Raw genomic sequence first — 14,082 nt, 5'->3', positions numbered from 1 at the left:
TGGACGCCATGAACGGTTCGGCGAGTGCGACCTCGGGGCCGCGAGAGCACGTCACCGCGTTTTCGCGCGGCGTCGTCGCCGCGATCGGTGTCGGGCACCCGCCCGAGCGCACTTCCCGTCGTTGACAGAACCCCCGAACGCGACGTAGCTTCCAAACCGCCACAAACACGTAATATCTCGAGTAGAGTCCAGGCCGACAAGGGGAACGACCATGGAGCACACCCTCACCACGCTGCCGGCCGCGCGCCGGCCCGGCTGTCCCTTCGACCCGCCCGAGGAGCTGATCCAGGCCCGCGAGCACGGCCCGATCAGCCGCTACATCTTCCCCGACGGGCACGAGGGCTGGCTGGTCACCGGATACGACCTGGTCAGGTCGGTCCTGGCCGACTCGCGGTTCAGCTCGCGCAAGGAGCTCATGCGCCACCACCCGCTGATCGACTACGGCGACATCGAGGTCCCCCCGGCGCCGCCCGGCGAGTTCCTGCTGATGGACGACCCGCGGCACAGCCGCTACCGCAAACCGCTGGTGGGCAAGTTCACCGTACGGCGGATGCGGCTGCTCACCGAGCGCGTCGAGCAGGTCACCGCCGAGCACCTGGACGCGATGGGGGAGGCCGGGCCGTCGGCGGACCTGGTGACCGCGTTCGCCAGGCCCATCCCCTCCGTCATCATCTGTGAGCTGCTGGGGGTGCCGTACGAGGACCGGGGCTTCTTCCAGGAGCACATCGACAAGTTCCTCGGCGGGGAGGCCGGCGACGAGGAACTGTTCGCGGCCTACACCGCGACCCAGCAGTACCTCGCGGAGCTGGTGGCCGCCAAGCGCGCCAACCCCACCGACGACGTGCTCAGCGACCTCACCGACACCGATCTGACCGACGAGGAGCTGAGGGGTGTCGCCCTGATCCTGCTGGCGGCCGGGTTCGACACCACCGCGAACATGCTGGCGCTGGGCACCTTCGCGCTGCTGCGGAACCCGGAGCAGCTGGCCGCGCTGCGTGCCGACCCCGGGCTCGCCGACGGGGCCGTGGAGGAGCTGCTGCGGTATCTGAGCGTCGCCAAGCAGTTCCAGAGGGTCGCGCTGGAGGACGTCGAGCTGGGCGGCCGGACCGTCAAGGCCGGCGCGACCGTCATCCTGTCCTACAACACCGCCAACCGCGACCCCGAGCGCTTCGCCGATCCCCACGCGCTCGACCTGCGCAGGCAGGACGGCGGGCACCTGGCCTTCGGCCACGGCATCCACCAGTGCCTGGGCCAGCAGCTGGCCCGCGTCGAGATGCGGGTCGCCCTCCCCGCGCTGCTCGCCCGCTTCCCCACGCTGCGCCTGGCCGTACCGGCCGAAGAGGTCCCCCTGCGCCCGGAGATCGCGGACATCTACGGGGTCAAGAGCCTGCCGGTCACCTGGGACGTGTGACCGCGAGAACCCCGGCAGGAAAGGTGCAAGCGGGTGTCTAGCGTGATGCAATGATCGGCTGACACGATCGGGGCTGCTCTGAAGGAGGCTCCCGTGCGTCGTTCCATCCCCCTGGCTCTCATCGCCGCGATCTTCGCGCTGTCGGGGACAGTGATCTCTCCCGCCCAGGCCGCGGCCGGGCCGTGCAGGCCCGGTCAGGGCGTCGACCTGCGCGGCAAGGACTTCACCCGGGGGGCGCAGCTCCCCGCCGTCCTGCGCTGCGCCGACCTGACCAAGGCCAAGCTGGACGGCGTGGAGCTGCTCCAGAAGGACCTCACCGGAGCGGTCCTGCGCGACGCCTCGCTCAAGCAGGCCAACCTCACGCAGGCCACGCTGAAGTACGCCGACCTGCGGGGCGCCGACCTCTCAGAGGCCGACCTGGGGCAGATGCACGCCGACCACGCCGACCTGCGGGGCGCGATCCTGATCGACGCGGAGGCGGGGCAGGCGGAGTTCCCGCACGCGAACCTGACCGGGGCGACCCTGACCAGGGCCGAGCTGACCCAGGTCGACTTCACCAACGCCAAGCTGGTCGACGCCGACCTGGAGGAGAGCACCCCCGGCCAGCTCAAGGCACGCAAGGCCGACTTCACCAGGGCCAAGCTCCGCGAGGCCAAGATGAGCCAGGCGAACCTGCGCAACGCGACGTTCAAGGACGCCGACGTGAGCGAGGCCGAGTTCACCCAGGCCGAGCTGGACGGCGCCGACTTCACCGGCGCGCTGGTCCAGGACGCCTCCTTCGTCCAGGCCGACGACGCCGACCTCACCGGTTCCAAGGGCAAGCCCACGGGTCTCACCGTCGCGGTGCCGACCTCGCTGCCCGATCTCGACATCTTCAACACCGAGGAGAGGGACACCCCCGGGGACGAGCCCGCCCCGAGCGGCGGCCCGTCCGTGGGACTGGCCATGGTCGTGCTCAGCGCCGTGGGCCTGGCGCTGACCGTGGTGGCCTGGGGCGTCAGCGCCCAGCGGCGGACCCGGCGCAACGCCCGGTTCGTCATGATGCGGCGCGACGCCGAGGAGGACATCACCCGGCTGGGCGAGGGAATCGACCAGCTCGACTACGAGCTCCAGGTGAACGGGCGCGGCGGCATGACCGCCGACCGCGACTGGCGCCTCGCCCTCGACGCCTACGAGGCGGCCAAGCAGGCTCTTCTGGTCGCCCGCCGCCCGGAGGAGCTGCACTTCGTGGCCCGCGCCGTCCAGGACGGCGGGGCCGCCCTGGACCGTCTCCGCTCTCGTGTGCACTAGATCGCGGCCGGTGAGTGATCACATGAGGTCGTCTCCCGGCCGTACGACGACTCTCGATCGCACGACGACTCCCGGCCGTACGACGGCTCCCGGCCGTACGACGGCTCCCGGCCGTACGACGGAGGGAATGCCGCATCCGACCGGCCGTGCATGCTTCGGCGGCCGGCCATGACCGCGGGGAGGCTGATGGCGACGGCCGCCCTGGTGGTCGCGGCGGTGCCCCTCTCCGTGGGACAGGCTCAGGCCAAGGCGTCCTCCGCCATCTCGGTGATGAGCTGGAACGTCTGCGCGGGCACCAACGCCGCGTGTCTCTTCTACGGCGAGGACGTGCGGGAGGTGGCCGCGCAGGTCGGCCGGTACGCGACCACCCAGCCGATCAGGCCGGACGTGATCCTCCTTCAGGAGTTCTGCTCGGCCGGGACGGTCGCGCTGGAAAGCACGCTGGAGCGAGGGACCGGGCGCGCCTGGACCGTGCGCTCGTCGGCCCTCACGATGGGGAACGGCTCCCCCAAGCCGTGCGCGCCCGACCGGCAGGGGCGTCCCAGGGGCGACATGGCCGTCACCGTCGCGGTCGCCGGCGACGCGGCCACCTTCCAGGCCCACGGACTGACCTCCCCGCCGTGGTACGTCAGGCGCATGGCGCTCTGTGCCGCGATCCCGGCCAGAAGGGTCAACGTCTGCGGCACCCACCTCAGCTCCGGCCTGTCCTACGACGACAGCGCGCCCGGCGCGCCCTTCAGGGTGAAGCAGGTACGGGAGCTGCTGGCGGTGGCGGTCAGGCCCGGTTACCGTGCCGTCTTCGGCGGGGACCTCAACCTTCCCCCGCCGGACAGCCGGCAGAGCACCGCGGCGAAGAGACGCATCCTGGCGCCCGTCTACGCGGCCCACGCCGAGTGCGACCAGAAGGGCCGCCGCGACGGGCGGTGGACAGAGAAGCACGCCCGCCAGGACGGCGGCGTCACGAGACGCAAGCTCGACTACCTCTTCGCCCCCAAGGGAAGCGTGAGGCGGTGCCACGTGGCGCAGGACGCCGCCCCCTCCGACCACAAACCCGTCTACGTCAAGGTCGGCCTGGGCTGACCTCGGCATCCGGACAGGTCAGCGGCCGTTGCCGGAGGTGCGCAGGTAGCGGGCGCGCATGGTCTCGCTGGCAACGGGACCGGCGGTGAAGACGAACTCCTCGCTGGAGTCGAGGCGCCGGCCGGTGGCGGCGTCGACGACGGCGGGCTCGACCTCCTCGCCGGTGGCGGCGTCGACGAGGATCATGGCGCGCTGCGACGGGTCGAGCCGGGAGTTGCCCCAGGCCGCCAGGGCGACGATCACCGGGCGCAGGGACCGGCCCAGCTCGGTCAGGACGTACTCGTGGCGGGTGGGGTTGCTCTGGTAGGCGCGGCGTTCCAGTAGCCCGTCGGCGACGAGGGTCTTCAGGCGGCTGGTCAGCATGCTGGAGGAGATGCCCAGGTTCTCCTGGAACTCGTCGAAGCGGGTGTAGCCGTCGAAGGCGTCGTGCAGGATCAGCAGCGTCCACCACTCCCCGACGTGGGCCACCGTCGTCGACAGCGGGCATTCACGATCTTCCAGCTTGATCCGGCTCGCCACCGTGACCCCTCCTCGAATAGTTACTGCTAAAGTCGAAGTGACTCACTCCTATTTTAGCAGTAACTGGAGGTGCGGGCCTCGCCATGCCCGCACCCGGAACGGAGCACACCGTGGAGACCTCCATCAGCGACTCCCTCGACGGGAGGCGCGCCCTGGTCACCGGCGGCACCAGGGGCACGGGCGCCGCCATCGCCAGGCGTCTCGCGCGGGCCGGCGCCACGGTGCTGGTGACCGCCCGCACCCGGCCGGAGGACGTCGACCCCGAGCTGTTCGTCGCGGCCGACGTCTCCACCCGCGAGGGCACCGACAGCGTCGTCGAGCAGGTTCTCGACCGCCTCGGCGGCGTCGACATCCTGGTCAACAGCCTCGGCGGCTCCGGCGCGCCCGCCGGGGGCTTCGCCGCCCTCGACGACGACACGTGGGACAGGGAGCTCAGCACCAACCTGCTGGGCGCCGTCCGCCTGGACCGCGGGCTCCTGCCCGGCATGATCGAGAACCGCTCCGGCGCGATCGTGCACGTCTCCTCGATCCAGCGCCGGATGCCGCTGTACGACGCGACGCTGGCCTACGCCGCGGCCAAGGGGGCCCTGACCGTCTACAGCAAGGGCCTGGCCAACGAGGTCGCTCCGCACGGGGTGCGGGTCAACTCCGTCGCCCCCGGCTTCATCCGGACGACGGCCGCCGAGGAGCTCGTCGACCGCATCGCCACCGGCTCCGGCATCGACAGGCAGGCCGCGCTGGAAAAGCTGATGGACTCCCTCGGGGGAATCCCCCTCGGCCGCCCCAACCTCCCGGAGGAGGTCGCCGAGCTCGTCGCGTTCCTCGTCTCCGACCGCGCCGCGTCCATCGTCGGCGCCGAGCACGTCATCGACGGCGGCACCCTGCCGACCGTCTGATCCCGCGCACCCTGCCGACCGTCTGATCCCGCGCACCCTGCCGACCGTCTGATCCCGCGCACCCTGCCGACCGTCTGATCCCGCGCACCCTGCCGACCGCCTGGCCCCGCTCACCGAGCCGGCCGTCCGGCGGCACCCACCGATCCGATCACCCGAGCCTGTCCACCGGCACGGAAAGGAAGTGTCCCCATGTCCGACGCACCCACCATCCCAGGCGCCGTCCGCCGCTACTTCGAGCTGGCCGCCCTGCCCGACCAGGACGCCTATTTCGCGCTGTTCGCGGACGACGCGACCGTTGAGGACGAGGGCGTCGAGCACCACGGCATCGCCTCGATCCGCGCCTGGCGCACCAGCGTGCCCGCCGTCACCTACACCGTCACCGGTGCCGGCCTCACCGACGGCGGCGCCACCCTGGCCGTCGCGGACATCTCCGGCGACTTCCCCGGCAGCCCGGTGACCCTGCGGTTCCACTTCGAGTACGGCGGCGACGGGCGCGTCCGCGTCCTGCGCATCCGTCCCTGACCTCGGCCGCCCTCCGCCTCGGAAGCCCGGAACCTCGGAAACCCAGAACCTCGAAGCCCGGAACCTCGAAAGACTGGGGCCCGGACGGCACGAGATCGAGCAGACGGGTCAGATGCCGCTGGGGGTCATCGGCTGCATGAGGCGGCGGGCGGCCTCGGTGACGGAGCCGGACAGGGAGGGGTAGACCGCGAAGGTGTGGGCGATCTGGTCGACCGTCAGCCGCTGCTGGACGGCGACCGAGACCGCCAGGATCAGCTCCGACGCGCGGGGGGCGACCACCACGCCGCCCAGGATGATGCCGGTGTTCGGGCGGCAGAACAGCTTCACGAAGCCGTCGTTGAACCCCTGCATCTTGGCGCGGGCGTTGGTGGCCAGCGGCAGCTTGACGATGTTGGCCTCGATCTCCCCGTTCTCGATCGCCCGCTCGGCGATGCCCACGGCGGCGATCTCGGGGTCGGTGAAGATGGCGGAGGCGACGGTGGCCAGGCGGAGCGGGTGCACGGCCTCGCCGAGGGCGTGCCAGACGGCGATCCGGCCCTGCATGGCGGCGACCGAGGCGAGCATCAGGACCCCGGTGCAGTCCCCGGCCGCGTAGACGCCGGGCGCGGAGGTGCGGGAGACCTTGTCGACCTGGATGAACCCGCCCCTGTCGAGGGTGATCCCGGCCTCCTCGAGGCCGATCCCCGCCGTGTTGGGGACCATGCCGACCGTCATGAGGCAGTGGCTGCCCTCGGCGGTCCGGCCGTCCTCCAGGGTGACGACCACGCCGTCCGGGGTGCGCTTGACGGACTCGGCGCGGGAACGGCCCATGACGTTCATGCCGCGGCGCCGGTAGACCTCTTCGAGGACCTCGGCGGCGTCGGCGTCCTCGTTGGGCATCATGCGGTCGCGGGAGGAGACGAGCGTGACCTCGGAGCCCAGCGAGCGGTAGGCGCCCGCGAACTCCGCGCCGGTGACGCCGGAGCCGACCACGATGAGGTGCTCGGGCAGCTCCTCCAGGTCGTACAGCTGGCGCCAGGTGAGGATGCGCTCGCCGTCGGGCTCGGCGCCGGTCAGGATGCGCGGGGTCGCGCCGGTCGCCACGATGACGACGTCCGCGCGGATCGTCCGGTCTCCGGCCCTGACCACCTGCGGGTCGACCAGCCGCCCCGGAGCCTTGATCACCTCGACGCCCTCCGCCGCCAGCCGGGCGGCGATGTCGGCGGACTGCGCGCGGGCGAGATCCTTGACGCGCCTGTTCACCAGCGGCATGTCGGCGGTGACACCGCCGACGTCGCCGTCGGGGCCGCCGGTGTAGTGGACCCCCAGCATGCTGGCGTCGAGGAGCGCCTGCTTGCGCACCGAGGTGGCGATCAGCGTCTTGGACGGTACGCAGTCGGTGAGGACGCAGGCCCCGCCGGGGCCGTCCTGTTCGACCACGGTGACCTGCGCTCCCAGTTGGGCGGCGACCAGCGCCGCCTCGTATCCGCCGGGACCGCCACCGATGATCACTATCCTCGTCACATAGCCCATTCTCCCGCATGGTGGGACCGGACATCGCTCGGCATCCCTCCTAAACCACGGAACCCCCACAAAACCACCGGGATTCCGCGAGACATCGGCGTGGCTTCGAAGCCGGGTGAGCGTCTCGCGGATCTTGGATTAGTGTTTGTCTCCGTGCCTGTCTACGCCGCTTACGGCAGCAACATGGACCCGAAGCAGATGGCCCAGCGGGCCCCTCACTCCCCGATCAGGGGGACGGGCTGGCTCCAGGGCTGGCGCCTGACCTTCGGCGGGAACGATCTCGGCTGGGAGGGCGCGCTCGCCTCCATCGTCGAAGACGCCGCCGACCAGGTTTTCGTCGTCCTCTACGACGTGCCCGAGTGGGACGAGAGCTCCCTCGACCAGTGGGAGGGCGCGGCGCGCGGCCTCTATCACAAGGTCAAGCTCCGGGTGCAGACCATGGAGGGCGAGATCGTGGCGTGGTTCTACGTGCTCGACGGGTACGAGGGCGGGCTGCCCTCGGCTCGCTACCTCGGCATCCTGGCCGAGGCCGCCGAGCGCGCGGGTGCCCCCGACGACTACGTCAGGGAGCTGCGCGGCCGTCCCTGCACCTCCCTGGGGAGCTGAGGGCGACCTTCCCCGGGAACTCCCGGGGAGCCGGCGGCTCCGGGAACCGCCGGGAAGCCGGGGGCGCCACCCGTCACCGGCCGCGCGCGAGCACGCGCGGAAGGCGGAAGTCCGCCGGGCGGCTCGCCGGGATCACCGGCCGGATCAGGTCGGGGGCCTGGTCGGGCGCTCCGCTCGCAGGTGACACGGCGCGGCGCGAAGACGGATGACCGGTACGCTCGGTGACGTGACCAATGACCCATATGTACTCGCCACCGACGCCGCGGACGCGCTGAGAAGCGCCGTCGGCGTGGATTCCTTCGACGTCGCGCTGGTGATGGGGTCCGGCTGGGTCCCGGCCGCCGACGCGATCGGCGAGACGGTCGCCGAGATCCCGGTGACCGACCTGCCCGGCTTCGCGCCGCCCGCCGTGCAGGGCCACGCGGGCCGGATCCGCGCCGTCAGGACCGAGTCGGGCAAGAACGTGCTGATCTTCCTCGGCCGCACCCACCTCTACGAGGGCCGCGGCGTGGAGCCGGTCGTGCACGGCGTACGGACCGCGATCAGGGCCGGGGTGGGCACGGTCGTGCTGACCAACGCCGCCGGCGGCCTTCGCCCCGAGACCCAGGAGGTCGGCGAGGCGGTGCTGATCAGTGACCACATCAACCTGACCGGTGCCAGCCCGATCACCGGCGCCACCTTCGTCGACCTCACCGACGTCTACACCCCGCGCCTGCGCGAGCTGGCCCGCGAGGCCGACCCGTCGCTGGCCGAGGGCGTCTACGTGGCCTTCCGCGGCCCGACGTACGAGACCCCGGCCGAGGTCCGCATGTGCCGCATCCTCGGCGGCGACATGGTGGGCATGTCCACCGTGCTGGAGGCCATCGCGGCCCGCGAGGGCGGCGCCGACGTGCTGGGCATCTCCCTGGTCACGAACCCGGGTGCCGGGCTGGTGGGCGAGCCGCTCAACCACGAGGAGGTGCTGGAGGTCGGCCGGGCCACCGCCACGCGCATGGGCGGCCTGCTGGCCGGCGTCGTCGGCAAGCTGTAAGCCGGCGGACCGACTTCAGGGATCAACAGGAGGCGGGCCCGGCGAGCGGACGGGCCCCGGCCCCGAGAGGTGACGATGAGCAGCGATCTCGCAGGGCTCGCCCGTTCCTGGCTGGCCCAGGACCCCGACCCCGACACGCGCGCGGAGCTGGAGAAGCTGCTGGAGAGCGGCGACGACGACGCGCTGCGCGAGCGGTTCGGCTCCAGGCTGGAGTTCGGCACCGCCGGGCTCAGAGGCGAGCTGGGAGCCGGTCCCAACCGGATGAACCGGGTGACGGTCATGCGCGCCGCCGCCGGGCTGGCCCGCGTTCTCGGTCCCGGCAGACACGTCGTGATCGGCTACGACGCCCGGCACAAGTCGGACGCCTTCGCCCGCGACACCGCGGCCGTGCTCACCGGGGCCGGGCTGCGCGCCTCGATCCTCCCCGGGCCGCTGCCCACCCCGGTGCTGGCCTTCGCCGTCCGCCACCTCGGTGCCGACGCGGGTGTGACCGTCACCGCCAGCCACAACCCGCCCCGTGACAACGGCTACAAGGTCTACTGGGGAGACGGCTCCCAGATCGTGCCGCCGGTGGACGCGGAGATCTCCGCCGCCATCGACGCGACGGGGCCGGTCTCCGAACTGCCCCTCGGCTCCCCCGGCGACCCGGCCTGGAGCGAGCTGGACGACGGCGTCGTGGCCGCCTACCTGGAGGCGGTGACCGCGCTCCCGATCGGCGGCGCGCGCGAGCTGCGGGTGGCGTACACCCCGCTGCACGGCGTGGGTGGCGACACCCTGGCCAGGGCCTTCGTCGCCGCCGGGTTCGACGCGCCCGCGACCGTCGGGGCGCAGGCCGAGCCCGACCCCGACTTCCCCACCGTCGCCTTCCCCAACCCGGAGGAGCCCGGCGCGATGGACCTCGCGCTGGAGCTCGCGGAGCGGGTCGGCGCCGATCTGATCCTGGCCAACGACCCCGACGCGGACCGCTGCGCGGTGGGCGTGCCGCTGCCCGGCGGCGGCTACCGGATGCTGACCGGCGACGAGGTGGGCGCCCTGCTGGGCGAGCACGTGATCCGGCAGACCTCGGGCGACGGCCGCCTGGTGGCGACCACCATCGTGTCCTCGTCCCTGCTCGGCAAGATCGCCGCCGAGCACGGGGTGCGCTACGCCGAGACCCTGACCGGCTTCAAGTGGATCATGAAGGCCGGGGAGGGCCTGCTGTTCGGGTACGAGGAGGCGCTGGGATACAGCGTCGGCTCCGAACTCGGGCTGCCCGTGCACGACAAGGACGGCATCGGCGCGGCGCTGACCGTGGCCGGGATCGCCGCGCGGGCCAAGCTGGAGGGCCGCGGCCTGCTCGACCTCCTGGACGACCTGGCACGCCGTCACGGCCTGCACGCCACGTCCCAGCTGTCGTTCCGGGTGGCCGACCTGTCGCTGATCACCGGCGCCATGGCCCGCCTGCGGGCGACGCCGCCCGCGCGGCTCGGCGGTCGCGAGGTCGAGGCGGCCGACGACCTGAGCCTCGGCGCGGGCGGGCTGCCGCCCACCGACGGCGTCCGCTACCACCTGGCCGGAGGCGCCCGGGTCGTCGTCCGCCCCTCGGGCACCGAGCCCAAGCTCAAGTGCTACCTGGAGGTCGTGGTCCCGGTGACCGGCGAGGTCTCCGCCGCCCGCGCGCTGGCCGTACGGGATCTCGACGCGCTGAAGGCCGACCTCACCGGGGCACTCGGCCTCTGACCCACCGGGACCGGCGTGGGAAGGCGCCGGCGGCACGGCCGGCGACCGGCGCGTCCGGCGGGGGCACCGTCAGCGGCCGGCCACGACCGTCGGCAAGGTCCGGCGGAGGGGGCCGTCAGCGGCCGGCCAGGATCAGACGAGGAAGGCGGCGACCACCAGCAGGGCCGCGGCCGCGAAGGCCGCCAGGGCGCTCGGCGCCCAGGTCACCTTGAGCGCGCCGGCCCTCGCCACGGTGCCGTCAGCGGTCCCGGCGGCGGTTCCGGCCCCGGGTTCCGCCGGAGTCCCGGTCGCCGTCGAAGCGCCGGTCGCCGCGGGAGTTCCGGGTGCCGTCGGAACATCGGTCGTCGCAGGGGTTCCGGGTGCCGTCGGAACATCGGTCGCCTTCGAGGCCTCGGCCATCGAGGCCGCGCGCCTGGCGGCTTCCGCGCGTTCGGTGATCTGTTCGGCCACCCAGTCGGCGTGGGTCTTTCCCGCCAGCGCCTCGGCGGCGGCCTGCTCGCCCTTCGAGCGGACCGGTTCGGTCCTCAAACGGCCCCGCGCGGGCACGGGCGCGGCCGCGGACCGCCCCCTGCGCGCGGCCGCCGCCCGCTCGCGGGCCGAGGCCTGCGGCACCCAGCAGCGGACCCTCTCACCGCCGGAGGCGATCGTGATCGAGTGGGAGACCGTGACCTCGTCCACGTCCCGCCAGGGCACGAAGGCGTTCCTCAGCGGGTTGCGGACCCCGACGCCCTCCTCGGACAGGATGACCGCCGGGCGCAGGCAGGTGACGAAGACCAGCGCGGTCAGCACCCCCAGCACCGCCGCGGCGACCATCGACGCCTGCCCGCTGTAGCGGACGATCAGATCGACCGCGTTGAACGCGGCGAAGGCCATCCAGACCCAGCCGACGACCGTCGCGAGGGTGGAGCGGAACACCTGCTTCATCGAAAAGCTCACTTCACTCGTACGAGCCTGGTCACGCCTGCCACTTGAGGCGGGCGAAACCGGGTTTGATGACACCGTTGATGAGCGACAGGCGCTCGTCGAACGGCAGGAACGCGGACTTCATGGCGTTGACGGTGAACCACAGCATGTCGTCCCAGCCGTAGCCGAACGCCTCCGACAGTTTGGCGAACTCCTCGGAGACGGACGTACCACTCATCAGCCGGTTGTCGGTGTTGACCGTGACCCGGAAGTTCAGGCGGCGCAGCAGGCCGATCGGGTGTTCGGCGATGGAGGCCGCCGCGCCGGTCTGCAGGTTGGACGTCGGGCACATCTCCAGAGGGATGCGCTTGTCGCGCACGTAGGCCGCCAGACGGCCCAGCTTGGGCTCCCCGTCGCTCTGGACGGAGATGTCGTCGATGATCCGGACGCCGTGTCCGAGCCGGTCGGCGCCGCACCACTGGATCGCCTGCCAGATCGACGGCAGGCCGAACGCCTCGCCCGCGTGGATGGTGAAGTGGGCGTTCTCCCGCTGGAGGTACTCGAAGGCGTCCAGGTGGCGGGTGGGCGGGTAGCCCGCCTCCGCGCCGGCGATGTCGAACCCGACCACCCCGGCGTCGCGGTAGCGGACCGCGAGTTCGGCGATCTCCATGGACCTGGCCTGGTGGCGCATGGCGGTGAGCAGGGTGCCCACCCGGATGCCCCGCCCCTCGGAACCGGCGCCGAACCCCTCCTGCACGGCCTCGATGACCTCTTCGAGGCTCAGGCCCGCAGAGGTGTGCTGCTCGGGCGCGTAACGCACCTCGGCGTAGACGACGCCGTCCTCCGCGAGGTCCTCCGCGCACTCGGCGGCGACCCTGAACAGCGCCTCGCGCGTCTGCATGACGCCGACCGTGTGATCGAAGGTCTCCAGGTAGCGTTCCAGCGAGCCGGAGTCGGCGGACTCCCTGAACCAGGCGCGCAGGCTCTCCGTCTCGGTGGCGGGCAGCCTGTCGTAGCCCGACTCTCGGGCCAGGTCGATGATGGTCTCCGGCCGCAGGCCGCCGTCGAGGTGGTCGTGGAGCAACACCTTCGGAGCCAGGCGGATCTGCTCGAAAGTGGGTAGCTGACTCATCGTGTTCCTTTCAGTGTGGAGACCCCCGCCTTCAGGTCCGGGGAGGAGACGCGGCAGACGCGTGACGAACCGTCACCGGGTGCCGTTCCTTCACCCGCCGTCGCGGTTGACGGTCTCCGGGGAGAAGGCCGGCAGGCAGACGGCGACGTACTCGGCGCCGTCGGGGCCCGAGCTGTAGCGGATCCGCTCCCCCGGCTCGGACACGAACACCTGCCCGGCGCCGACCTCGGTCGTGCCTGCGTCGTGTTCCACGATGACGGTGCCCTTGAGCACCAGCGTGTACTCGGCGAACTCCGGTGTCTGGGCGGGCTCGTCCCACCCTGCCGGGGCTTTCATGTGCGCGATCGAGATCCCGGCGTCACCGGTGTTGGCCAGACCGACGTATTCGTCGATCGTCTTGCCACCCGGCACGGGAATCCGCGTCGCACTGTCGATTTTGCGTACCATCGGACCAGTCTGTCACCGGTCTCGGGGAGATGGCGCCTCTCGGCGCCCTCAGCGCCCTCGGTGCGTCACCCGGCACGTGACCCGGTACGTGCTAGTGCGCGATGTCGACGACCAGCCGGTTCGGGCTCTTCTGCTCCAGCACCCGGAACGGCGCCTTGCGGTCGAGGACGAGGCCCACGCTCACCACGCCCTCGAAGTCGCCTATCTTTACCACGTTCTGGACGTTGCCCAGCTTGGCCTGGAAGATCGGGCCGCCCGTCCAGGTGGACTTGCCCGCCTCGGTGTGCGCGACGGCCGGGGTGATCGTCAGCTGCAGGTAGGCGCCGCCCTTGACGTCGACCGGATCTCCCGAGCCGTCCTGGATGAGCTTGGGCACCCACCGCGCGGTGTAGCCGGGCAGGTCTCCCTTGAGGTCGATCACCACCCGGTCGAACCCCTTATGCTCCCCGAACCGGGCCCCGGTGACGGTCGGCTGGGTGTCGATGGGGCGGTCGACCTCGATCTCCTTGGTGCTCGTCGGGGGAAGCAGCCCGGCCGCGACGGCGGAGGGCGTGGGGGCCGGCTCCACCGGGGCCGTGGTCACCGGGCCCGCCGGGGACGTGGTCACCGGGCCCGCCGGGGAGGGGGTCGCGGTCTGCGTGGTCGAGCCGCAGCCGGCCACCAGCAGGAACGAGGGGACGAGGGCGAGGGAAACGAGGGTGCGGTTCATGATGAGCCTCCTGCCCCGTTAGATGCTCAGGTCTCCGGGGAGGTTCACCCCTCCGGCCGTCCACATGCGCCCTGGCCGGATCGTGACACCTTGTCGAGGGGGGAGTCAAGCACCCCGGTCGTGGCGGGGAGCCCCGCGGGTCGGTCGTGGCGGGAAGTGCCGCGGGTCGGTCGTGGCGGAAAGTGCCGCGGGTCGCGAGGGGGCCGCCGCCGGGCCCCGGTATCCGGCGGCGGCCCCCGCCCCCCCCCCCCCGGGTCACGCGGCCCCCGCCCCCGCCCCCGGCGGGCACGGGGGCGCGAGGCGGGGGGCGGGCCC

General features: G+C 72.2%; 14 protein-coding genes. 8 read left to right on the top strand and 6 right to left on the bottom strand.

Going from position 1 to position 14,082, the window contains the following annotated elements; all coding sequences use genetic code 11:
* Positions 1-211 precede the first annotated feature (211 nt).
* From AB0G15_RS14420 to AB0G15_RS14410, 3 genes are all read left to right on the top strand, one after another.
* Entirely contained in the window at positions 212-1,411 is a 1,200-nt protein-coding gene (locus AB0G15_RS14420; RefSeq protein ID WP_362838996.1) for a cytochrome P450, read from the top strand.
* Positions 1,412-1,504: 93 nt separating this feature from the next.
* Positions 1,505-2,701, top strand: a complete 1,197-nt coding sequence (locus tag AB0G15_RS14415; protein WP_362838993.1) for a pentapeptide repeat-containing protein — start codon at positions 1,505-1,507, stop codon at positions 2,699-2,701.
* A 186-nt stretch (positions 2,702-2,887) separates the two neighbouring features.
* Positions 2,888-3,781: an endonuclease/exonuclease/phosphatase family protein gene (locus AB0G15_RS14410; RefSeq protein ID WP_362838990.1), complete on the top strand. Its 894-nt coding sequence runs from the start codon at positions 2,888-2,890 to the stop codon at positions 3,779-3,781.
* Positions 3,782-3,799: 18 nt separating this feature from the next.
* Here AB0G15_RS14410 and AB0G15_RS14405 read toward each other — a convergent pair whose 3' ends face one another.
* Complete coding sequence (locus AB0G15_RS14405; protein WP_362838987.1) at positions 3,800-4,300, bottom strand: helix-turn-helix domain-containing protein; 501 nt, start codon at positions 4,298-4,300, stop codon at positions 3,800-3,802.
* Between the two features lie 110 nt (positions 4,301-4,410).
* Here AB0G15_RS14405 and AB0G15_RS14400 point away from each other — a divergent pair, with 110 nt between their 5' ends.
* On the top strand, positions 4,411-5,196 hold the full coding sequence (locus tag AB0G15_RS14400; protein ID WP_362838984.1) for an SDR family oxidoreductase: 786 nt from the start codon (positions 4,411-4,413) through the stop codon (positions 5,194-5,196).
* 189 nt (positions 5,197-5,385) lie between these two features.
* A complete protein-coding gene (locus AB0G15_RS14395; protein WP_362838982.1) occupies positions 5,386-5,718 on the top strand; it encodes a nuclear transport factor 2 family protein in 333 nt (110 codons plus the stop codon).
* Between the two features lie 108 nt (positions 5,719-5,826).
* Here the strand turns inward: AB0G15_RS14395 and AB0G15_RS14390 are convergent, their stop codons facing one another.
* Positions 5,827-7,221 carry an NAD(P)H-quinone dehydrogenase gene (locus tag AB0G15_RS14390; protein ID WP_362838979.1) on the bottom strand — a complete coding sequence of 465 codons (1,395 nt, stop codon included), beginning with the start codon at positions 7,219-7,221 and terminating at the stop codon, positions 5,827-5,829.
* Between the two features lie 153 nt (positions 7,222-7,374).
* Between AB0G15_RS14390 and AB0G15_RS14385 the strand changes: the two genes are divergently transcribed.
* From AB0G15_RS14385 to AB0G15_RS14375, 3 genes are all read left to right on the top strand, one after another.
* Entirely contained in the window at positions 7,375-7,827 is a 453-nt protein-coding gene (locus tag AB0G15_RS14385; RefSeq protein WP_362678808.1) for a gamma-glutamylcyclotransferase, read from the top strand.
* Between the two features lie 226 nt (positions 7,828-8,053).
* Entirely contained in the window at positions 8,054-8,857 is an 804-nt protein-coding gene (locus AB0G15_RS14380; protein WP_362838977.1) for a purine-nucleoside phosphorylase, read from the top strand.
* 75 nt (positions 8,858-8,932) lie between these two features.
* Complete coding sequence (locus tag AB0G15_RS14375; RefSeq protein ID WP_362838975.1) at positions 8,933-10,576, top strand: phospho-sugar mutase; 1,644 nt, start codon at positions 8,933-8,935, stop codon at positions 10,574-10,576.
* A 132-nt stretch (positions 10,577-10,708) separates the two neighbouring features.
* Here AB0G15_RS14375 and AB0G15_RS14370 read toward each other — a convergent pair whose 3' ends face one another.
* The 4 genes from AB0G15_RS14370 to AB0G15_RS14355 form a co-directional block, all read right to left on the bottom strand.
* Positions 10,709-11,500: a PH domain-containing protein gene (locus AB0G15_RS14370; protein WP_362838972.1), complete on the bottom strand. Its 792-nt coding sequence runs from the start codon at positions 11,498-11,500 to the stop codon at positions 10,709-10,711.
* 31 nt (positions 11,501-11,531) lie between these two features.
* A complete protein-coding gene (locus tag AB0G15_RS14365; protein WP_362838969.1) occupies positions 11,532-12,611 on the bottom strand; it encodes an adenosine deaminase in 1,080 nt (359 codons plus the stop codon).
* Positions 12,612-12,701: 90 nt separating this feature from the next.
* The gene (locus tag AB0G15_RS14360) at positions 12,702-13,058 is read right to left on the bottom strand and encodes an AraC family ligand binding domain-containing protein (protein WP_362838967.1); all 357 of its coding nucleotides are present in this window, start codon (positions 13,056-13,058) and stop codon (positions 12,702-12,704) included.
* Positions 13,059-13,149: 91 nt separating this feature from the next.
* Entirely contained in the window at positions 13,150-13,767 is a 618-nt protein-coding gene (locus AB0G15_RS14355) for a hypothetical protein (protein ID WP_362838965.1), read from the bottom strand.
* Between the last annotated feature and the right edge of the window lie 315 nt (positions 13,768-14,082).

The organism is Streptosporangium sp. NPDC023825 (genome assembly GCF_040639575.1).
Classification (GTDB): domain Bacteria; phylum Actinomycetota; class Actinomycetes; order Streptosporangiales; family Streptosporangiaceae; genus Streptosporangium.
The sequence above is the reverse complement of the archived record's forward strand: the minus strand, read 5'-3'. Positions and strand labels throughout refer to the sequence as shown.